A 21,188-nucleotide genomic window follows, 5' to 3' on the forward strand; every position below is an offset into this window, starting at 1 on the left:
GGAGCGGGACATCCCCGGAAGGTAGAGTCCAGCGGCGTGCACCTCAAGGCCCTGACCCTCCGCGGGTTCAAGTCGTTCGCCTCGGCGACCACGCTCCGGTTCGAGCCGGGCATCACGTGCGTCGTCGGACCGAACGGCTCGGGCAAGTCCAATGTCGTGGACGCGCTCAGCTGGGTGATGGGCGAACAGGGCGCCAAGTCGCTGCGCGGCGGCAAGATGGAGGACGTCATCTTCGCCGGCACCACCGGCCGCCCGCCGCTGGGCCGCGCCGAGGTGTCGCTGACCATCGACAACTCCGACGGGGCGCTGCCCATCGAGTACGCCGAGGTCACCATCACGCGGATCATGTTCCGCAACGGCGGCAGCGAGTACCAGATCAACGGCGACACCTGTCGCCTCCTGGACATCCAGGAACTCCTCTCCGACTCCGGCATCGGCCGCGAGATGCACGTCATCGTCGGCCAGGGCCAGCTCGACTCCGTCCTGCACGCCGACCCCATGGGCCGCCGCGCGTTCATCGAAGAGGCGGCCGGTGTCCTCAAGCACCGCAAGCGCAAGGAGAAGGCGCTCAGGAAACTGGACGCGATGCAGGCCAACCTCGCGCGCGTGCAGGATCTGACGGACGAACTGCGCCGACAGCTCAAGCCCCTGGGCCGCCAGGCGGCGGTCGCTCGCCGGGCCGCCGTCATCCAGGCTGACCTGCGCGACGCCCGGCTCCGCCTCCTCGCCGACGATCTCGTACGGCTCCGTCAGGCGCTCCAGGCCGAGGTCGCCGACGAGGCCGCGCTGAAGGACCGCAAGGAGGCCGCCGAGCAGGAGCTGAAGAAGGCCCTGCAGCGCGAGGCGCTCCTGGAGGACGAGGTACGGCAGCTCACGCCGCGCCTCCAGCGGGCCCAGCAGACCTGGTACGAGCTGTCCCAGCTCGCCGAGCGGGTGCGCGGCACGATCTCGCTGGCCGACGCGCGCGTGAAGAGCGCGACGTCCGCGCCGCCGGAGGAACGCCGGGGACGCGACCCCGAGGACATGGAGCGCGAGGCCGCCCGGATCCGCGAGCAGGAGGCCGAGCTCGAAGCGGCCCTGGAGGCGGCCGAGCGCGCCCTCGAGGACACGGTCGCACACCGCGCCGAACTCGAACGGGAACTCGCGCAGGAGGAGCGGCGCCTGAAGGACGTCGCCCGTGCAATCGCCGACCGCCGCGAGGGTCTGGCCCGGCTGAACGGGCAGGTCAACGCGGCCCGTTCGCGTGCGGCCTCCGCCCAGTCCGAGATCGACCGCCTGGCCGCCGCGCGCGACGAGGCCCAGGAGCGTGCCGTCACCGCCCAGGAGGAGTACGAGGCGCTGAAGGCCGAGGTCGACGGCCTGGACGCCGGCGACGCGGAACTCGGCGAGCAGCACGAGGCGGCGAAGCGGCAGCTCACCGAGGCGGAGGCCGCGCTGACGGCAGCCCGGGAGGCGGCCACGGCGGCGGAGCGCGAGCGGGCCGCGACCCAGGCCCGCCGCGACGCACTGGCGCTCGGCCTGCGCCGCAAGGACGGCACCGGGATACTGCTCGGTGCCCGCGACCGACTGACCGGTCTCCTCGGCCCGGCGGCGGAAATGCTGACGGTGACACCCGGCTACGAGGTGGCCCTGGCGGCCGCCTTCGGCGCGGCGGCGGACGCGATCGCGGTGACATCACCGTCCGCCGCGGCGGAGGCTATCCGTTTGCTGCGCAAGCAGGACGGCGGTCGAGCGGCGCTGCTGCTGGCGGGGGAGCCGGGGGTGCTGACAGCGCCCCAAAGGGGCGCGGGGCTGTATCAATCTGCGGCTCCGCCACGGGGCGCGACCAGCCACGACGAACCCGCAGACGCCCGACAACCTCACGCGGCCGATTTCGTCCGCGGCCCTTCCGACCTCATGCCGGCAGTACGACGCCTCCTGCACGGCATCGTCATCGTCGGCACGCTCGAAGACGCCGAAGACCTCGTCTACACCCACCCCCACCTCACCGCGGTCACCGCCGAAGGCGACCTCCTCGGCGCCCACTTCGCCCACGGCGGCTCCGCCGGGGCGCCGAGCCTCCTCGAAGTACAGGCCTCCGTGGACGAGGCCGCAGCCGAGCTGGAAGAGCTGGCGGTGCGGTGCGAGGAGCTGGCCGAGGCGCAGCAGGCGGCGGCCGAGCGGCGCAAGGAGTGTGCCGGGCTCGTCGAAGAGCTGGGGGAGCGGCGCCGGGCGGCCGACCGGGAGAAGTCGACGGTCGCCCAGCAACTCGGCCGGCTCGCAGGCCAGGCAAGGGGCGCGGCCGGCGAAGCGGAGCGCTCTGTCGCCGCGGCGGCGCGGGCACAGGACGCCCTCGACAAGGCCCTGACGGAGGTCGAGGAACTCGCCGAGCGGCTCGCCGTCGCCGAGGAGATGCCGGTCGAGGAGGAACCCGACACGTCGGTACGGGACCGTCTCGCCGCCGACGGCGCCAACGCCCGCCAGACCGAGATGGAGGCCCGCCTCCAGGTCCGTACCCACGAGGAGCGGGTCAAGGGACTGGCCGGACGGGCCGACTCCCTCGACCGGGCCGCCCGCGCCGAACGCGAGGCACGCGCGCGTGCCGAACAGCGGCGGGCCCGGCTGCGGCACGAGGCGGCCGTCGCGGAAGCCGTCGCCTCCGGTGCCCGCCAACTCCTCGCACACGTCGAGGTCTCCCTCGCCCGCGCCGACGAGGAGCGCACCGCCGCCGACGCGGCCAAGGCCCGGCGCGAGCAGGAACTCACCGTCGCCCGTAACCAGGGCCGCGACCTCAAGGCCGAGCTCGACAAGCTCACCGACTCCGTCCACCGTGGTGAAGTCCTCGGCGCCGAGAAGCGGATGCGGATCGAGCAGTTGGAGACCAAGGCGCTGGAGGAGCTGGGCGTCGAGCCGGCGGGGCTCGTCTCCGAGTACGGCCCCCATCAGCTCGTACCGCCCTCCCCGCCCGCCGAGGGCGAGCAGCTGCCCGACGACCCCGAGCACCCGCGCAACCAGCCCAAGCCGTTCGTCCGGTCCGAGCAGGAGAAGCGGCTCAAGGCCACCGAGCGGGCCTACCAGCAGCTCGGCAAGGTCAACCCGCTGGCGCTGGAGGAGTTCGCCGCGCTGGAGGAACGGCACAAGTTCCTCAGCGAGCAGCTGGAGGACCTGAAGAAGACCCGGGCCGACCTGCTCCAGGTCGTCAAGGAGGTCGACGAGCGCGTCGAGCAGGTCTTCACCGAGGCGTATCGGGACACGGCCCGGGAGTTCGAGGGTGTCTTCAGCCGGCTGTTCCCCGGGGGTGAGGGGCGGCTGATCCTGACCGATCCCGACAACATGCTAACCACGGGCGTGGACGTCGAGGCGCGTCCGCCGGGCAAGAAGGTCAAGCGGCTGTCGCTGCTCTCGGGTGGTGAGCGCTCACTCACCGCCGTCGCGATGCTGGTGTCGATCTTCAAGGCCCGGCCGAGCCCGTTCTATGTCATGGACGAGGTCGAGGCCGCCCTCGACGACACCAACCTGCAGCGGCTGATCCGCATCATGCAGGAGCTGCAGGAAGCCTCGCAGCTGATCGTGATCACCCATCAGAAGCGCACGATGGAGGTCGCCGACGCGCTGTACGGCGTCTCCATGCAGGGCGACGGGGTGTCGAAGGTCATCAGCCAGAGGCTTCGCTGACGCCGTTGCCGGTCGGTCAGCCCTTCCAATCACTTTCACCTTCACTTCAAGAAGTGAACACATCTCCCTCTGTCGCGTCTCGAAGGTCACAGCACCTTGCCTATTGACTTCGAAACTTGAAGGCATAGTCTCGGCAACGTTGCTTTTACCTTCAGGTATCACTACTTGGAGCGGCTGACCCCCACCCGGCAGCGTTGCCGGTGGCCCGAGGAGTTACACGTGACCAGCACAGCGCAGGCACCCACGTCAGGAGCCAAGGCGGCGCACCCCGAACATCTCGGGCACGTCGTCTTCATCACCGCGGCGGCTGCCATGGGCGGCTTCCTGTTCGGCTATGACAGCTCCGTCATCAACGGAGCCAACGGCGGTATCCAGGCCCGGTTCGACCTCAGCTCCGGCGTCACCGGTACCGTCGCCGCCAGCGCCCTGCTCGGCAGCGCCCTCGGTGCCGCCATCGCCGGCCGCATAGCCGACCGCATCGGCCGGATCCGCGTCATGCAGATCGCGGCGGTGCTGTTCGCCGTGAGCGCCGTCGGTTCCGGACTGCCGTTCGCCGCGTGGGACCTCGCCGCCTGGCGTGTCCTCGGCGGCATCGCCATCGGTATGGCCTCGGTCATCGGCCCCGCCTACATCGCCGAGGTCGCCCCGCCCGCGTACCGAGGCCGGCTCGCCTCGTTCCAGCAAGCGGCCATCGTCATCGGCATCGCGGTCTCCCAGCTCGTCAACTGGGCCATCCTCAACATGGCCGACGGCGAGGAGCGCGGCACGGTCGCGGGCCTGGAGGCCTGGCAGTGGATGCTCGGTGTGATGCTCGTGCCCGCCGTCGTCTACGGCCTGCTGTCCTTCGCGATCCCCGAGTCTCCGCGCTTCCTGATCAGCGTCGGCCGCATCGCCGACGCGAAGAAGGTGCTCGCCGACGTCGAGGGCGGCGTGGACCTCGACGGCCGCGTCATCGAGATCGAGCAGGCCATGAAGAGCGACCACAAGTCGACGTTCAAGGACCTGCTGGGCGGCCGGTTCGGTCTGCTGCCGATCGTGTGGATCGGTATCGGCCTCTCCGTCTTCCAGCAGCTGGTCGGCATCAACGTCATCTTCTACTACTCGAACCTGCTGTGGCAGTCCGTCGGCGTCGACCCGTCGAGCTCGTTCTTCTACTCGTTCGAGACCTCGATCATCAACATCATCGGCACCGTGATCGCGATGATCTTCGTGGACCGCATCGGCCGTAAGCCGCTCGCCCTCATCGGCTCCGTCGGCATGGGCATCTCGCTCGCGGCGGCCGCCTGGGCCTTCTCCTTCCAGAACGGCAACGACCCGCTGCCGACCGCGCAGGGCTACGTGGCCCTCATCGCCGCCAACGCCTTCGTCCTCTTCTTCGCCCTGTCCTGGGGCGTGGTCGTCTGGGTCATGCTCGGCGAGGTCTTCCCGAACAAGATCCGCGCCGCCGCCCTGGGCGTGGCCGCCTCGGCCCAGTGGATCGCCAACTGGGTGATCACGATCACCTTCCCGGACCTGTCGGCCTGGAACCTGTCGCTCACCTACGTCATGTACGCGGTGTTCGCCTTCCTCTCCATCCCGTTCATCCTCAAGTTCGTGCCCGAGACGAAGGGCAAGAAGCTGGAGGAGATGGGCTGACCGGCCCTCCGAACTCGGGGGGAAGGGCCAAGTCCCCGCTGCCCCTCTCCCCGTAAACCGCCGCCGCCCCGGCTCGGCCACTGCCCGAGCCGGGGCGGCGGTGTCGTACGTCCACCCGGCGCCGTGAGCGTCGAGTATCCGCGCAGGTCAGCCGCCCAACGCCGGAAGCACCTCCTGCGCGAACAACCGCAGACTCCGCCACCCCTCCTCCACCGGCATCCCGCCCGACAACGGATGCAGCACATAGTTGTCGAACCCCAGCGCCACACACTCCTCGGGCGTCACGATCCGGTACACGCCCTCGGCGCGCAGTTCTTCCACCGTCGTCGCCGCCGACTTCACCGCCGAGCGGATGTCACCGGACTGCCAGGAGGCGTACGTCCGCGCCTCGTGCAGGAAGTGCCGGCCGTGCTCGGCCCAGGCCCGGTCGGGATCCTCGGCCACGTGCAGCAGCGGCGTCTCGGCGGCCGGCATCATGGTCCAGCCCTCGGTGCCGTACTCGACGAGCCGCTCCTTGTAGTACGCCTCCAGCTCCGGCAGATGCGCGCTGGGGAAGAACGGCAGCCCCAGCCGGGCGGCCCGGCGGGCGGCGGCCTTCGAGGAGCCGCCGACCAGGAGCAGGGGGTGCGGGTCGGTGCACGGGCGCGGAGTGACCCGTACCGTACGGCCGCGGTACTCGAACTCCTCGCCGGTCCACGCCTTCAGCAGCGTCTCCAGCAGCTCGTCCTGCAGCCGGCCGCGCTGCTTCCAGTCCACGTCGAACAGGGCGTACTCCTCGGGCCGGTACCCGATCCCGGCGACCGTCACCAGCCGCCCGCCGCTCAGCAGATCCAGTACGGCGATCTCCTCGGCGAGCCGGAGCGGGTCGTGCAGCGGGCCGATGATCGCCGAGACGGTGACCGCGACGCGCCGCGTGGCGCCGAAGACCGCCGCCGCGAAGGCGAACGGTGACGGCAGCCAGTTGTTCTCGACGCCGTGGTGCTCCTCGGTCTGCACGGTGGTGATGCCGTGCTCGTCGGCGTACGCGGCCATCTGTACGGCCGCCTGGTAGCGGGCCGCGAGGGAGGCGGGGGTCGCGTCGGGCTCGACGAGGTTGAAGCGTACGACCGTGACGGGCATGGGGGTCCCCCTTCACCGGGCGGGTGTGGGGGAGGACGTTAGCTGACGGTGTGTCAGACATCCAGGTCGGCGCAACCCATATTCCATGGCCGATACTGGACGGGTTATGGACATCGTCATCCTTGCTGTAGTCATCGCCGTGGTCGTGCTCGGTGCGCTCGGCGGGCTCATCGTCGGCACCCGGCGCAAGAAGCCGCTGCCTCCGCCGCCCCCGGCCGCCCCCGACATCACCGCCCCTCCGGCCGAGCCGCACGTCGGCGACGAGGCCGAGACACCGCGCGACGAAGCGCGCCGGACCATAGAGGAGGTGGACCTTCCGGGCGGCGGAGCATCGACCGCCGTCGAGGAACCGCCCGTCGTCGAAGAGCTCCCGCCGACCGAGATCGAGGTCCCGGAGCCCACCGCCGGTCGCCTGATCCGCCTGCGCGCCCGGCTCTCCCGCTCGCAGAACGCCCTCGGCAAGGGGCTGCTCACGCTCCTGTCGCGCGAGCACCTCGACGAGGACACCTGGGAGGAGATCGAGGACACCCTGCTCACCGCCGACGTGGGCGTGGCCCCCACCCAGGAACTGGTCGACGCACTGCGCGAACGCGTCAAGGTCCTCGGCACCCGCACCCCCGCGGAGCTGCGCGGCCTGCTGCGCGAGGAGCTGCTCAAGCTGGTCGGCACCGACATGGACCGCACCGTGAAGACCGAGCCGGAGGACCGCAAGCCCGGCATCGTGATGGTCGTCGGCGTCAACGGCACCGGCAAGACCACCACCACCGGCAAGCTCGCCCGCGTCCTCGTCGCCGACGGCAACAGTGTCGTCCTCGGTGCCGCCGACACCTTCCGTGCCGCCGCCACCGAGCAGCTCCAGACCTGGGGCGACCGGGTCGGCGCCCACACCGTGCGCGGCCCCGAGGGCGGCGACCCCGCCTCCGTCGCCTTCGACGCGGTGAAGGAGGGCAAGGAGATGGGCTCCGACGTCGTCCTCATCGACACCGCCGGGCGCCTGCACACCAAGACCGGCCTCATGGACGAGCTGGGCAAGGTCAAGCGGGTCGTCGAGAAGCACGCGCCGCTGGACGAGGTGCTGCTGGTGCTGGACGCCACGACCGGGCAGAACGGCCTGGTCCAGGCCCGTGTCTTCGCCGAGGTCGTCGACATCACCGGCATCGTGCTCACCAAGCTGGACGGCACGGCCAAGGGCGGCATCGTCGTCGCGGTGCAGCGCGAGCTGGGCGTGCCGGTGAAGCTGGTCGGGCTGGGCGAGGGTGCCGATGACCTGGCACCGTTCGAGCCGGAGGCGTTCGTTGACGCCCTTATCGGGGAGTGAAAGCCGGCACCTACGAAATTCGTATCTGCTGGAAGAAGCGCCCGCCTCCCAAGGTGCAGTTGGGGGACGGGCGCTTCGCTGTGTACGGCTGTGACAGGTGATGCCTCTTGCTACGCCCGCGACCGATGCGCCACGTACGCCAGCGTCCCCAGCAGCAGTCGAGCCGCCGGTGGCTTCGTCGCCGTGTCCAGCGCGGGCGGCCGCAGCCAGCGCACCGGGCCCAGCCCGCCCCGGTCGGACGGCGGGGCGGTGAGGTGCGTACCGGGGCCGAGGCCGCGCAGGTCGAGGTGGGTCGGGTCGTCCCAGCCCATGCGGTAGAGGAGTTCGGGGAGCTCGGCCGCGGCGCCGGGAGCGACGAAGAAGTGGGTGCGGCCCTCGGGGGTGGTGGTGACCGGGCCGAGGGGGAGGCCCATGCGTTCGAGCCGGGTCAGCGCGCGGCGTCCGGCGGGCTCGGCCACCTCGATCACGTCGAACGCCCGCCCGACCGGCAGCATCATCGCGGCGCCCGGAACCTCCGACCACGCCTTGCTCACCTCGTCGAGCGTGGCCCCGGCCGGCACCTCGGGGGCGAAGTCGAGAGGGTGTGCGCCGGGCGCGTCGCAGTCGGAGCGGCCGCACGAACAGGCGCCCGCTGCGGCTCGCGCGCCGGGCACCACGTCCCAGCCCCACAGTCCGGTGAACTCGGCGACGGCAGTGCACTCCGAGGAGCGGCCGCGTCGACGCGAGCCGGATCGGATCTCCCGGATGCCGCCGATCGTGAAGCCCATGCCCCCTCCAACGGGTCCAGCGCGCCGGTGGTTACGACGCGGATGCGAGACGTGACCCTCTGTGTTCTTAGGCGGCCCGCTACCCGGTGACGCCGCGCGATCCACGTGGCGCTCGGAAGTGCCCCGGGTTGCGGACTCGGCGACGCGCGCCCCTGAGTGCTTCGCTCCGCCCACTTCCGGCCGTCCTATGTCAAGTGAATCGCGGAGAGGCCACCGTTAGTTCATTCGAAGGGGTGGCGAATGGTGGCGATTCCGGGATCGCCATGGCTGGAGGCGTGATCGTAGGATTACCGTGAGTGCACGGAACCTCGGGGCACATGCACTCGTGGGTATGCCGGGGGCAAGTCGGCTTTCCGTTCGAAGGGTGAGAACTGCCGGACGGGCGACCGTATTTACCGGCATTCTGATAGGGCTTGGCGCACTCGGTGACAAGTGGTCCAAGGGATGGGGGCGTTCCAGTGAGCGGCAACAGCGGAAGCGGCACGAGTGCTGGTGGCGCATCGCACGCTGACAAGCGTCCCAACGAGCTGCTCGCGTCCTGGTTCGTGCGCAGCGGCTGGTCGAAGGGCGAACTCGCCCGTCAAGTGAACCGACGCGCCCGCCAGTTGGGTGCCAACCACATCTCCACCGACACCTCGCGGGTGCGCCGCTGGCTGGACGGCGAGAACCCGCGTGAGCCGATCCCGCGGATCCTGTCCGAGCTGTTCTCCGAGCGTTTCGGCTGTGTCGTCTCCGTGGAGGACCTCGGCCTGCGCGCCGCCCGTCAGTCACCCTCCGTGTCCGGCGTCGACCTGCCCTGGACGGGCCCGCAGACGGTGGCCCTGCTCGGCGAGTTCTCGCGCAGCGACCTGATGCTGGCGCGGCGCGGCTTCCTCGGAACCTCGCTGGCCCTGTCCGCCGGCCCGTCCCTCATCGAGCCGATGCAGCGCTGGCTGGTCCCGGCGCCGCCCGCGCCGTACCAGGAGCCCGCGGCCGTCCCGTCGTCACGCGCGCGTGGTCGGCTGTCGAAGCCCGAGCTGGACCTTCTGGAGTCCACCACGGTGATGTTCCGGCAGTGGGACGCCCAGTGCGGCGGCGGGCTGCGCCGCAAGGCGGTCGTGGGCCAGCTGCACGAGGTGACCGACCTGCTGCAGGAGCCCCAGCCCGAGGCGACCACCCGCAAGCTGTTCAAGGTCGCCGCCGAGCTGGCGGAGCTGGCCGGCTGGATGTCGTACGACGTCGGGCTCCAGCCCACCGCGCAGAAGTACTTCGTCCTCGCGCTGCACGCCGCCAAGGAGGCCGGTGACCGGCCGCTCGGCTCGTACGTGCTCTCCAGCATGAGCCGTCAGATGATCCACCTCGGTCGGCCCGACGACGCTCTGGAGCTGATCCACCTCGCGCAGTACGGCAGCCGGGACTGCGCGAGCCCGCGCACCCAGTCGATGCTGTATGCGATGGAGGCCCGCGCGTACGCCAACATGGGCCAGCCCGGCAAGTGCAAGCGGGCGGTCCGGATGGCCGAGGACACCTTCGGCGAGGCCGAGGACTGGGACGAGCCGGACCCCGACTGGATCCGCTTCTTCTCCGAGGCCGAGCTGCACGGCGAGAACTCCCACTCCTACCGCGACCTCGCCTATGTCGCCGGCCGCAGCCCGACGTACGCCTCACTGGCCGAGCCGGTGATGCAGCGGGCCGTGGACCTGTTCGCGAACGACGGCGAGCACCAGCGGTCGTATGCGCTGAACCTCATCGGCATGGCCACGGTCCATCTGCTGCGGCGCGAGCCCGAGCGGAGCGCGGTCTACGCCGAGCAGGCCATGCAGATCGCCAAGAAGGTGCGCTCCGAGCGCGTCAATACTCGTATTCGAAAGACGGTCGACACGGCCGCCCGGGACTTCGGGGATCTCGCCGAGGTCGTGGACCTCACCGACAAGCTCGCCGTGGAGCTGCCGGAGACCGCGGAGGCGGTCTGACGGACCCGGGCGAACCCTCAAAACCGCAGAACTCCGGCCGCGGCCGGCCCTCCCGAACTGCCCGACTCGGCTCCCCCGTGCCAGGTCATCGGAAGGCCGACCGCGGCCGGTCTTTCTTCCCTCCGCAAAGGTTGCGCCACGATAACGATCGTGCAGCCGAACATCTCGGAGTTCATCAAGGCGTAACACGCAGGGCGCCTTCGTCACGGCGGCGAAACAACGAGGGGCTTCCATCGAAACGGCGCTGCGCCAATCTCATGGCGCATAACCGGCCCACCCCTCAATCCGCTCAGGCTTCGCCCGCACGGGGCCGTACCAATGACGAGGAGACGCCGATGGCCCCAGCCATCATGATGGCGGCAGACAAGGTAGAGCTGTCGCCCGCCAACACAGGTTTCATGCTCATCTGTTCCGCCCTGGTGATGCTCATGACACCGGGCCTGGCCTTCTTCTACGGAGGCATGGTCCGCGTCAAGAGCACCCTGAACATGCTGATGATGAGCTTCATCAGTCTTGGGATCGTCACCATCCTGTGGGTGTTGTTCGGCTTCTCGCTCGCCTTCGGCAAGGACTCCGGCGGCCTCATCGGCTGGACCTCCGACTGGGTCGGCCTCAGCGGCGTCGACAAGGGTCAGCTGTGGGTCCTGGGCGAGACGACGTACAACATCCCGCTGCTGGTCTTCTTCGTCTTCCAGCTGATGTTCGCGATCATCACGCCCGCTCTGATCAGCGGCGCTCTCGCGGACCGCGTGAAGTTCTCGGCCTGGGCGCTGTTCATCGCGCTGTGGGCCACGGTCGTCTACTTCCCGGTCGCCCACTGGGTCTGGGCCGACGGCGGCTGGGCCTTCGACCTGGGCGTGATCGACTTCGCCGGTGGTACGGCGGTTCACATCAACGCCGGTGCCGCGGCGCTCGGCGTGATCCTGGTGATCGGCAAGCGCGTCGGCTTCAAGAAGGACCCGATGCGTCCGCACAGCCTCCCGCTGGTCATGCTCGGCGCGGGCCTCCTGTGGTTCGGCTGGTTCGGGTTCAACGCCGGCTCCTGGCTCGGCAACGACGACGGCGTCGGCTCGCTGATGTTCGTCAACACGCAGGTCGCCACCGCCGCCGCCATGCTGGCCTGGCTCATCTACGAGAAGATCCGCCACGGTGCGTTCACCACGCTGGGCGCCGCCTCCGGTGCCGTCGCCGGTCTGGTCGCCATCACCCCGTCCGGTGGTGCGGTCTCCCCGGTCGGCGCGATCGCCGTCGGTGCGATCGCCGGTCTGCTGTGCGCCATGGCGGTCGGCCTGAAGTACAAGTTCGGCTACGACGACTCGCTCGACGTCGTCGGTGTTCACCTGGTCGGCGGTGTCGTCGGCTCCCTGCTGATCGGCTTCTTCGCCAGCGGTAAGGGCCAGTCCGACGTCGAGGGCCTCTTCTACGGCGGCGGCCTGACCCAGTTCTGGAAGCAGTGCGCCGGTGTCTTCGTGGTCCTCGCCTACTCCCTGATCGTCTCCGCGATCCTCGCCTTCATCCTCGACAAGACCATCGGCATGCGGGTCTCCGAGGACGACGAGGTGGCGGGCATCGACCAGGCCGAGCACGCCGAGACCGCATACGACTTCAGCGGTGCCGGTGGCGGCGCCGCCCGGACCGCCGTCGCGGCCCCGGCCGCCGAAGCTGCGAGCAAGAAGGTGGACGCATGAAGATCATCACCGCTGTCGTCAAGCCCCACCGGCTCGACGAGATCAAGGAGGCCCTCCAGGCCTTCGGAGTCCACGGACTGACGGTCACCGAGGCGAGCGGCTACGGTCGTCAGCGGGGCCACACCGAGGTCTACCGCGGTGCCGAGTACACCGTCGACCTGGTCCCGAAGATCCGCATCGAGGTCCTGGCCGAGGACGACGACGCCGAGCAGCTGATCGACGTCATCGTCAAGGCCGCCCGCACCGGCAAGATCGGTGACGGCAAGGTCTGGTCCCTGCCGGTCGAGACGGCCGTAAGGGTCCGCACCGGCGAGCGCGGACCCGACGCGCTCTGACAGAAGAAGAACAGGAGCTGCTGGGTGTCGAGTACGGACGTGCATAGCGAAGCAGAGGACTCGGGACCCAGCGGCTACGCGGCGGCCCGGCTGCGCCTCCTCACCGAGGGGGCGCGGTCCGGGCCGCCGCGCCGTTCCGCCCTCGCGGAACTCACCGACGACTGGCTGACCGGCCTGTTCGCCGCCGGTGCCGAAGGGCTGCGCGGCGTCTCCCTGGTCGCCGTCGGCGGCTACGGCCGCGGTGAGCTGTCCCCACGCAGCGACCTGGACCTGCTCCTGCTGCACGACGGCGGTGACAGCAAGGCGGTGGCCGCCCTGGCCGACCGCATCTGGTACCCCGTGTGGGACCTCGGCCTCGCCCTCGACCACTCCGTGCGCACCCCCGCCGAGGCCCGCAAGACGGCCGGCGAGGACCTCAAGGTCCAGCTGGGCCTGCTGGACGCCCGGCACATCGCGGGCGACCTGGGACTTACGGCCGGACTGCGCACGGCGGTCCTCGCCGACTGGCGCAACCAGGCGCCCAAGAGGCTGCCCGAACTCCAGGAGCTGTCCGCCGAACGCGCCGAGCGCCAGGGCGAGCTGCAGTACCTCCTGGAACCCGATCTGAAGGAGGCGCGCGGCGGTCTGCGGGACGCCACGATCCTGCGCGCCGTCGCCGCGTCCTGGCTGGCCGACGCCCCGCGCGAGGGCCTCGCCGACGCCCGGCGCCGACTGCTCGACGTACGCGACGCGCTGCACCTCACCACCGGCCGGGCGACCGACCGGCTGGCGCTGCAGGAGCAGGACCAGGTCGCGGCCGAGCTCGGGCTGCTGGACGCCGACACGCTGCTGCGGCAGGTGTACGAGGCGGCGCGGGTGATCTCGTATGCGAGCGACGTCACCTGGCGCGAAGTGGGGCGCGTGTTGCGCTCGCGCGCCGTGCGGCCGCGGCTGCGCGCCATGCTGGGCGGCGGGAAGCCGACCGCCGAGCGCTCTCCGCTGGCCGAGGGCGTGGTCGAGCAGGACGGCGAGGTGGTGCTCGCCCGCGCCGCGCGCCCCGAACGCGACCCCGTGCTTCCCCTGCGTGCCGCTGCCGCCGCCGCGCAGGCCGGACTCCCGCTCTCCCTGCACGCCGTCCGGCGCATGGCGGCCACCCTGCGCCCCCTGCCCACACCCTGGCCCGCCGAGGCGCGCGAGCAGTTGGTGACCCTGCTGGGCTCCGGGCGGCCCACGGTCGAGGTGTGGGAGGCCCTGGAGGCCGAGGGGCTGATCACCCGGTTCCTCCCGGACTGGGAGCGGGTGCGCTGCCGCCCGCAGCGCAACGCCGTGCACATCTGGACCGTCGACCGGCACCTCATCGAGACCGCCGTCCGCGCCTCCGAGTTCACCCGCCGGGTCCACCGTCCCGACCTCCTGCTGGTCGCCGCGCTGCTGCACGACATCGGCAAGGGCTGGCCCGGCGACCACTCGGTGGCCGGCGAGATCATCGTCAAGGACGTGGCCGCGCGCATCGGCTTCGACCGCGACGACGTGACGGTGCTCTCCACTCTCGTACGCCATCACCTGCTGCTCGTCGACACGGCCACCCGGCGCGACCTGGAGGACCCGGCCACCGTGCGCTCGGTCGCCGAGGCGGTCGGCTCGCAGGGCACGCTGGAGCTGCTGCACGCCCTGACCGAGGCGGACGCCCTGGCCACCGGTCCGGCCGCCTGGTCGTCCTGGCGTGGCTCGCTCGTCGCCGACCTGGTCAAACGGGTCGCTGCCGTGCTTGCCGGGGACGACCCGGACGAGCCCGAGGCCGCCGCGCCCACCGCCGAGCAGGAACGCCTCGCCATCGAGGCGATCGCGACCGGCAGCCCGGTGCTGGCCCTGCGCGCGCAGACGGAGCCACCGACGGAGGAGCAGCCCGGCGGCGACCCCGAGCCGCTCGGCGTGGAGCTCCTCATCGCCGTACCGGACCAGCCGGGCGTGCTGCCCGCGGTGGCCGGCGTCCTGGCGATGCACCGTCTGACCGTCCGCACCGCCGAGCTGCGCGCCCTGGACCTGCCCGACGGCGTCGACGGCTCCGTCCTGCTGCTGAACTGGCGGGTCGCCGCCGAGTACGGCTCCCTGCCGCAGGCCGCCCGGCTGCGCGCCGACCTCGTACGGGCCCTGGACGGCTCGCTGGACATCGCGGGCCGTCTCGCCGAGCGCGACGCGGCGTATCCGCGCCGCCGGGGCGTCGTCGCGCCGCCGCCGAGGGTGTCGGTCCACCCGGCCGCCTCCCGGCTGGCCACGGTGTTCGAGGTCCGCGCCCAGGACGCGCCGGGGCTGCTGTTCCGGATCGGCCGGGCGCTGGAGGACGCGGGCGTGCGGATGCGTAGTGCGCATGTCAGCACGCTGGGCGCGAACGCCGTCGACGCGTTCTATGTCACAGGGCCCGAGGGCGTCCCGCTGCCCGGCGAAGAGGCGGCCTCCGTGGCGCGCAAGCTGGAGGAGACGTTGCGGGGCTGAGACCCTGTTCACAGGCTCTGAACCCAGGGATCCCGGCAACCTGTGCCGCCGGGATACCCTGGAGGGCGATTCCCAGCTGCCACCGACCCCGAGGACCGCGAGCGCCGTGTTCGATACTCTCTCCGATCGCCTCTCAGCGACTTTCAAGAACCTGCGCGGCAAGGGACGGCTCTCCGAGGCGGACATCGACGCGACAGCGCGCGAGATCCGTATCGCGCTTCTCGAAGCGGACGTGGCCCTGCCTGTCGTCCGGACGTTCATCAAGAACGTCAAGGAGCGTGCCCTCGGCGCCGACGTCTCCAAGGCGCTGAACCCGGCCCAGCAGGTCCTGAAGATCGTCAACGACGAGCTCGTCACGATCCTCGGTGGCGAGACCCGGCGCCTGCGGTTCGCCAAGACGCCGCCGACCGTGATCATGCTGGCGGGTCTGCAGGGTGCCGGTAAGACCACCCTCGCGGGCAAGCTCGGCCGCTGGCTGAAGGAGCAGGGGCACTCGCCGCTGCTGGTCGCCGCCGACCTCCAGCGCCCGAACGCCGTCAACCAGCTCAGCGTCGTCGCCGAGCGGGCCGGTGTGGCCGTCTTCGCGCCGGAGCCGGGCAACGGCGTCGGTGACCCGGTCAAGGTCGCCAAGGACTCCATCGAGCACGCCAAGGCCAAGGTCCACGACATCGTGATCGTGGACACCGCCGGCCGCCTGGGCATCGACCAGGAGATGATGCAGCAGGCCGCCGACATCCGGGACGCGGTCTCGCCGGACGAGATCCTCTTCGTCGTCGACGCGATGATCGGTCAGGACGCGGTCAACACCGCGGAGGCCTTCCGCGACGGCGTCGGCTTCGACGGCGTGGTGCTCTCCAAGCTCGACGGTGACGCCCGCGGTGGTGCGGCCCTGTCGATCCGGCAGATCACCGGCAAGCCGATCATGTTCGCGTCGAACGGCGAGAAGCTCGACGAGTTCGACGCCTTCCACCCGGACCGGATGGCCTCCCGCATCCTCGACATGGGTGACCTGCTCACCCTGATCGAGCAGGCGGAGAAGACGTTCGACCAGGCCGAAGCCCAGAAGATGGCCGAGAAGCTGGCCTCCAAGAAGGGCCAGGACTTCACCCTCGACGACTTCCTGGCCCAGATGGAGCAGGTCAGGAAGATGGGCTCCATCTCCAAGCTGCTCGGCATGCTCCCGGGCATGGGCCAGATCAAGGACCAGATCAACAACCTCGACGAGCGCGACGTCGACCGCACGGCCGCGATCATCAAGTCGATGACGCCGGGCGAGCGCCAGGAGCCGACGATCATCAACGGCTCGCGCCGCGCCCGTATCGCCAAGGGTTCCGGTGTCGAGGTCAGCGCGGTGAAGAACCTGGTCGAGCGGTTCTTCGAGGCCCGCAAGATGATGTCCCGCATGGCCCAGGGTGGCGGCATGCCCGGTATGCCGGGGATGCCGGGCATGGGTGGCGGTCCGGGCCGGGCGAAGAAGCAGCCCAAGAAGGCCAAGGGCAAGCAGCGCTCGGGCAACCCGATGAAGCGCAAGCAGCAGGAGCTGGAGGAGGCCGAGCGCCGGGCCGCCGCCGCTCAGGGTGGCGGCGCCTTCGGGCTGCCGGGCCAGCAGGCCGGGCAGGACTTCGAGCTGCCGGACGAGTTCAAGAAGTTCATGGGCTGAGGTTCAGGAAGTTCCGGGTGAGCTTCAGGCAGCTCTTGCGCTGAGCCACTTCCCGTACGTCGCAGAGGGCGCCCTTCTCCAGGAGGGGCGCCCTCTGCGCATGCCGTCGCCCGCTGTCTGCCGTAACGTCCAGATATGAGCAATGCGGCGCCACCACGCAAGGCCCCTGACCAGCCGTGGCGCACCGAGGGCACACCCGACGAGCCGCCCGAGCGGCCCCGTGGCCGGTGGCCTCGCGGCCGGTGGTGGGGGCTGCTCCTCACCGGGGTGATCGTGTTCCTGCTCGCCTACGTGGGGCTGACCTACCTCGACCGGGGCAACGAGCCGACGATCTCCTACACGGAGTTCAGCAGGCAGGTCGAGGCCGGCAACGTCTCCAAGATCTACTCCAAGGGCGACGCGATCCAGGGCGAGCTCAAGAGCGCCCGGGACAAGCCCGAAGGCGACGGCGAGTACAAGAAGTTCAAGACACAGCGCCCGGCCTTCGCGGACGACGACCTCTGGCGGGAACTGAGCAGCCGCGAGGTGACGGTGACCGCGGAGCCGGTCGTGCAGGAGCGCGGTGTCCTGTCCAACCTGCTGTTCTCCCTGATCCCGATCGCGTTCCTGGTGGCGGTCTGGGTCTTCTTCGCCCGGCGGATGGGCGGGGGCGGCATGGGCGGTGCGGGCGGCATGCTCGGCCGCAGGGCGCCGCCCAAGCCGGTGGAGCTGCAGCCGGGCAAGGAGCGCACGACGTTCGCCGACGTGGCCGGTATCGACGAGGTCAAGGGCGAGCTGGACGACGTAGTCGACTTCCTGGAGCACCCGGACGCCTACCGCAAGATGGGCGCGAAGATGCCGCGCGGCGTACTGCTCGCGGGCTCTCCCGGCACCGGCAAGACCCTGCTGGCGCGTGCCGTGGCGGGCGAGGCGGGCGTGCCGTTCTTCTCCGCCTCCGCGTCCGAGTTCATCGAGATGATCGTCGGCGTCGGCGCGTCCCGCGTCCGGGAGCTGTTCGCCGAGGCCCGCAAGGTGGCACCGTCGATCATCTTCATCGACGAGATCGACACCATCGGACGGATGCGCGGCGGCGGCGCCTCGGTGAGCGGCCACGACGAGCGCGAGCAGACGCTGAACCAGATCCTCACCGAGATGGACGGCTTCTCCGGCTCGGAGGGCGTGATCGTCATCGCGGCGACGAACCGCGCCGACATCCTGGACCCGGCGCTGACCCGCCCCGGCCGCTTCGACCGGGTGGTCAACGTCGCCCCGCCGGACCGCGGCGGACGTGAGGCGATCCTGCGCATCCACACCCGCGAGATCCCGCTCGCCGAAGACGTGGACCTGACCCAGCTGGCCCGCACGACCCCGGGCATGACAGGTGCGGATCTGGCCAATCTCGCCAACGAGGCCGCCCTGCTCGCGGTCAAGCGGGGCCAGGGGCAGGTGACCGCATCGGATCTGTCCGAGGCCCTGGAGAAGGTCCAACTGGGCGCCGAGCGCACCCTCGTGATGCCCGAGGAGGACCGTCGGCGCACCGCGTACCACGAGAGCGGACACGCCCTCCTCGGCATGCTGCAGCCGGGCGCCGACCCCGTACGCAAGATCACCATCGTGCCGCGCGGCCGGGCCCTCGGGGTGACGATGTCGACCCCTGAGGTGGAGCGGTACGCACACTCGGAGGGTTACCTGCGCGGCCGCATCATCGGTGCCCTGGGCGGCATGGCGGCCGAGGAGGTCGTCTACGGAGTCGTCACCACGGGCGCCGAGAACGACCTCGAACAGGTCACCAACATCGCGCGTGGCATGGTCGCCCGCTGGGGCATGAGCGAGCGGCTGGGCCGGCTGTCCGCCCTGCCGAGCGATGCCCAGCAGGCGTACGGGCTCTCGGCCGCCCCGCAGACCCTCGACGTGATCGACGCCGAGATGCGCCGGATCGCCGACGACTGCTACGAGGAGGCGTGCCGCAAACTCCGGGACCACCGGGGGCAGTTGAACGCCCTGGCCGAGGCGCTGCTGGAGAACGAGACGCTGGAGGAGGCCGACGCGTACCGGATCGCCGGGATCACCCGGCTGACCAAGGGCGCGGACGCGTAGCGGAGACGCTCAGGGCACGCTCAGTGCACGCGGGCGATCAGGTACCGGAAGACGTTCGGCATCCACACCGTCCCGTCCTGCCGCTGGTGCGGATGCAGCGCCTCCGTCACCTCCTTGTCCACCTGGGCCTGGTCGGTCGCGGCGATCGCCGCGTCGAAGAGCCCGGTCGACAGCAGTCCCCGTACGGCGCTGTCGACGTCCGCGTACCCGAAGGGGCAGGCCACCCGCCCCGAACCGTCGGGCTTCAGACCCGCCCGCTGGGCGACCTCCTCCAGGTCATCGCGCAGGGCGGGGCGCCAACTGCCCGTACTGCGCAGGGGATCGGCCAACTTCGTGGCGACCTTCAGCACGGACGAGGTGGCGCAGCGCTCGGGCGGACCCCAGCCAGCGAGTACCACGGCCGCCCCGCGCTCGGCGAGCGGCGTCGCGGCAGCGAGCGTCTCACCGAGCCCCTCGGAGTCGCCCGCGAGGCACCCGATGGGCTCGAACGCGGTCACCACGGTGTACGGCGACGTCGCCTCGTAGGCCGCGTCGCGAGGTGAGCCGTCGACGAGGCGGGTGTCGGCACGCGCGCGCGTGCCCCACGTCTCGGGCAGCAAACGCTGCCGTGCGAGGGCCAGTCGTTCGGGGGAGGAGGACTCGACACCGGTGACGGCCGCGCCTCTGGACGCGGCCGTCAGAAGGGCGAGCCCGCTGCCGCAGCCGAGGCCCAGCAGCCGGGTGCCGAGGCCCACTTCCAGTCGCTCGTAGACGGCCTCGTGGAGCGGGACCAGCATCCGCTCCTGGATCTCGGACCAGTCACGCGCGCGTGCACACAGGTCCACGCGGGGTGCCGCCCCCGCGTGAGGTAGGTGCTGCCGCACGAGCGTAGGTGTCATGTAAAGCGCCCCAATCAACCGAGAGTTGACGATGTGCCGGATTCAGTAGCCCCCGTGACATGCGCTCGCGCTCCCCCCGTATGCCAGGAAACTCCGCGCTCGACGCCGCGTCCAGGGGTCGCGGAGCCCGGCTTGTGGGTTCGCTGTGTCCGTGGCCAGAATTCACATTCCGGCAACGTGGGCCCGTACCATCTCGCCATGGCCAAGGCACCCGTACTCACGCCGCGGGCGGACGACTTCCCGCGCTGGTACCAGGATCTGATCAACAAGGCCGAGCTGGCCGACAACGGTCCGGTGCGCGGCACCATGGTCATCCGACCGTACGGGTACGGGCTGTGGGAGCGGATGCAGGCCGAGATGGACGCCCGGATCAAGGAGACGGGCACGCAGAACGCGTACTTCCCGCTGCTGATCCCCGAGTCGTATCTCGCGCGCGAGGCGGACCACGTCGAGGGGTTCGCGCCGGAACTCGCGGTCGTCACCCATGGCGGCGGCAAGGAACTGGAGGAGCCGGCGGTCGTCCGCCCCACCTCCGAGATGATCATCAACGACTACTTCTCGAAGTGGGTGCAGAGCTACCGCGACCTGCCCCTGCTGATCAACCAGTGGGCGAACGTGGTCCGTTGGGAACTCAGGCCGCGCCTCTTCCTGCGTACGAGCGAGTTCCTGTGGCAGGAGGGCCACACCGCGCACGCCACCCACGAGGACGCCCGCGACTTCGCCGCACACATCCACCGCGAGGTCTACGAGGACTTCATGGTGAACGTCCTCGCGATGGACGTCGTCCCCGGCCGCAAGACCGTCAAGGAGCGCTTCGCCGGCGCCATCAACACCCTCACGCTCGAAGGCATGATGGGCGACGGCAAGGCGTTGCAGATGGCCACCAGCCATGAGCTGGGCCAGAACTTCGCCAAGGCCTTCAACACGCGGTACCTGTCGCAGGAAGGCAAGCAGGAACTCGTCTGGCAGACCTCCTGGGGCTCCACCACCCGCATGATCGGCGCCCTGGTGATGACTCACGGCGATGACAACGGCTTGCGGGTGCCGCCGCGGCTGGCCCAGATCCAGGTCGTCGTCCTCGCCATCAAGGGCGACGAGACGGTTCTGGCCAAGGTCCGCGACATCGGGGACCGGCTGAAGGCGGCCGGCCTCCGCGTCCATGTCGACGACCGCACCGACACCCCCTTCGGCCGCCGCGCCGTCGACTGGGAGCTCAAGGGCGTACCGGTCCGCATCGAGGTCGGGCCCCGTGACCTGGAGAACGGCACGGCGATGCTGGCGCGCCGCATCCCCGGCGGCAAGGAGCCGGTGGCCGTCGAGTCGCTCGTACGCCTTCTCCCCGCGGTCCTGGAGGAGGACCAGGCGCTGCTGCTGGCCCAGTCCCGCGAGCGCCGCGAGTCCCGCACCACCGAGGTGTCGACGATCGAGGATGCCGTCGAGGCCGCCGTCGCCGGGGGCTGGGCGCGCCTGCCGTGGGCGACGCTCGGCGAAGAAGGCGAGGCCAGGCTGGCCGAGCACGCCGTGACCGTACGGTGTCTGGTCGCCGAGGACGGGTCGGTGCCGGACGCCGACGACGCACCCGGTAACGTCGCCGTCGTCGCGCGCGCTTACTGAGATGACGCCCGTGCGGAACG

At 70.6% G+C, this 21,188-nt stretch carries 13 protein-coding genes; 10 read left to right on the forward strand and 3 right to left on the reverse strand.

What is annotated here, in order from left to right:
* The first annotated feature begins 36 nt into the window (after positions 1–36).
* Both smc and ACIA8X_RS20765 read left to right on the forward strand, forming a co-directional pair.
* Positions 37–3,654 carry a chromosome segregation protein SMC gene (smc, locus tag ACIA8X_RS20760; RefSeq protein WP_393450603.1) on the forward strand — a complete coding sequence of 1,206 codons (3,618 nt, stop codon included), beginning with the start codon at positions 37–39 and terminating at the stop codon, positions 3,652–3,654.
* Between the two features lie 219 nt (positions 3,655–3,873).
* A complete protein-coding gene (locus tag ACIA8X_RS20765; RefSeq protein WP_393450600.1) occupies positions 3,874–5,289 on the forward strand; it encodes a sugar porter family MFS transporter in 1,416 nt (471 codons plus the stop codon).
* 147 nt (positions 5,290–5,436) lie between these two features.
* Here ACIA8X_RS20765 and ACIA8X_RS20770 read toward each other — a convergent pair whose 3' ends face one another.
* A complete protein-coding gene (locus tag ACIA8X_RS20770; protein ID WP_393450597.1) occupies positions 5,437–6,408 on the reverse strand; it encodes an LLM class flavin-dependent oxidoreductase in 972 nt (323 codons plus the stop codon).
* A gap of 106 nt (positions 6,409–6,514) precedes the next feature.
* On the opposite strand from ACIA8X_RS20770, the gene ftsY reads away from it, so the two are divergent.
* Positions 6,515–7,726 (forward strand): signal recognition particle-docking protein FtsY, encoded by a 1,212-nt coding sequence (gene ftsY, locus ACIA8X_RS20775; RefSeq protein ID WP_393451114.1) that lies wholly within the window; start codon positions 6,515–6,517, stop codon positions 7,724–7,726.
* A 110-nt stretch (positions 7,727–7,836) separates the two neighbouring features.
* Here ftsY and ACIA8X_RS20780 read toward each other — a convergent pair whose 3' ends face one another.
* Complete coding sequence (locus ACIA8X_RS20780; RefSeq protein WP_393450595.1) at positions 7,837–8,493, reverse strand: bifunctional DNA primase/polymerase; 657 nt, start codon at positions 8,491–8,493, stop codon at positions 7,837–7,839.
* Positions 8,494–8,951: 458 nt separating this feature from the next.
* Here ACIA8X_RS20780 and ACIA8X_RS20785 point away from each other — a divergent pair, with 458 nt between their 5' ends.
* From ACIA8X_RS20785 to ftsH, 6 genes are all read left to right on the forward strand, one after another.
* Complete coding sequence (locus ACIA8X_RS20785; RefSeq protein WP_393450592.1) at positions 8,952–10,445, forward strand: hypothetical protein; 1,494 nt, start codon at positions 8,952–8,954, stop codon at positions 10,443–10,445.
* 335 nt (positions 10,446–10,780) lie between these two features.
* Positions 10,781–12,133, forward strand: coding sequence for an ammonium transporter (locus ACIA8X_RS20790; RefSeq protein ID WP_393450589.1), 1,353 nt, complete (start codon positions 10,781–10,783; stop codon positions 12,131–12,133).
* Entirely contained in the window at positions 12,130–12,468 is a 339-nt protein-coding gene (locus ACIA8X_RS20795) for a P-II family nitrogen regulator (RefSeq protein ID WP_356561985.1), read from the forward strand. Before ACIA8X_RS20790 ends, ACIA8X_RS20795 begins: the two co-directional genes overlap by 4 nt.
* A gap of 24 nt (positions 12,469–12,492) precedes the next feature.
* Positions 12,493–14,940 (forward strand): [protein-PII] uridylyltransferase, encoded by a 2,448-nt coding sequence (locus ACIA8X_RS20800; protein WP_393450585.1) that lies wholly within the window; start codon positions 12,493–12,495, stop codon positions 14,938–14,940.
* A 106-nt stretch (positions 14,941–15,046) separates the two neighbouring features.
* Positions 15,047–16,600: a signal recognition particle protein gene (ffh, locus tag ACIA8X_RS20805; protein ID WP_393450582.1), complete on the forward strand. Its 1,554-nt coding sequence runs from the start codon at positions 15,047–15,049 to the stop codon at positions 16,598–16,600.
* A gap of 135 nt (positions 16,601–16,735) precedes the next feature.
* On the forward strand, positions 16,736–18,676 hold the full coding sequence (ftsH, locus tag ACIA8X_RS20810) for an ATP-dependent zinc metalloprotease FtsH (RefSeq protein ID WP_393450579.1): 1,941 nt from the start codon (positions 16,736–16,738) through the stop codon (positions 18,674–18,676).
* 20 nt (positions 18,677–18,696) lie between these two features.
* On the opposite strand, the gene ACIA8X_RS20815 is transcribed toward ftsH, so the two are convergent.
* Positions 18,697–19,554 (reverse strand): SAM-dependent methyltransferase, encoded by an 858-nt coding sequence (locus ACIA8X_RS20815; RefSeq protein ID WP_393450576.1) that lies wholly within the window; start codon positions 19,552–19,554, stop codon positions 18,697–18,699.
* A 198-nt stretch (positions 19,555–19,752) separates the two neighbouring features.
* Here ACIA8X_RS20815 and proS point away from each other — a divergent pair, with 198 nt between their 5' ends.
* On the forward strand, positions 19,753–21,168 hold the full coding sequence (gene proS, locus ACIA8X_RS20820; protein ID WP_393450573.1) for a proline--tRNA ligase: 1,416 nt from the start codon (positions 19,753–19,755) through the stop codon (positions 21,166–21,168).
* Positions 21,169–21,188: the final 20 nt, after the last annotated feature.

Source organism: Streptomyces sp. NPDC051738 (assembly GCF_044453205.1).
In the GTDB taxonomy this organism is placed as follows: domain Bacteria; phylum Actinomycetota; class Actinomycetes; order Streptomycetales; family Streptomycetaceae; genus Streptomyces.

Bases quoted from the DNA above. Each gene is read 5' to 3' on its own strand.
- ACIA8X_RS20795 (WP_356561985.1), top strand. From the start codon at position 12,130: ATGAAGATCATCACCGCTGTCGTCAAGCCCCACCGGCTCGACGAGATC.
- ACIA8X_RS20780 (WP_393450595.1), bottom strand. From the start codon at position 8,493: ATGGGCTTCACGATCGGCGGCATCCGGGAGATCCGATCCGGCTCGCGT.
- ftsH (WP_393450579.1), top strand. From the start codon at position 16,736: ATGAGCAATGCGGCGCCACCACGCAAGGCCCCTGACCAGCCGTGGCGC.
- ACIA8X_RS20790 (WP_393450589.1), top strand. From the start codon at position 10,781: ATGGCCCCAGCCATCATGATGGCGGCAGACAAGGTAGAGCTGTCGCCC.
- ACIA8X_RS20770 (WP_393450597.1), bottom strand. From the start codon at position 6,408: ATGCCCGTCACGGTCGTACGCTTCAACCTCGTCGAGCCCGACGCGACC.
- proS (WP_393450573.1), top strand. From the start codon at position 19,753: ATGGCCAAGGCACCCGTACTCACGCCGCGGGCGGACGACTTCCCGCGC.
- ACIA8X_RS20815 (WP_393450576.1), bottom strand. From the start codon at position 19,554: ATGACACCTACGCTCGTGCGGCAGCACCTACCTCACGCGGGGGCGGCA.
- ftsY (WP_393451114.1), top strand. From the start codon at position 6,515: ATGGACATCGTCATCCTTGCTGTAGTCATCGCCGTGGTCGTGCTCGGT.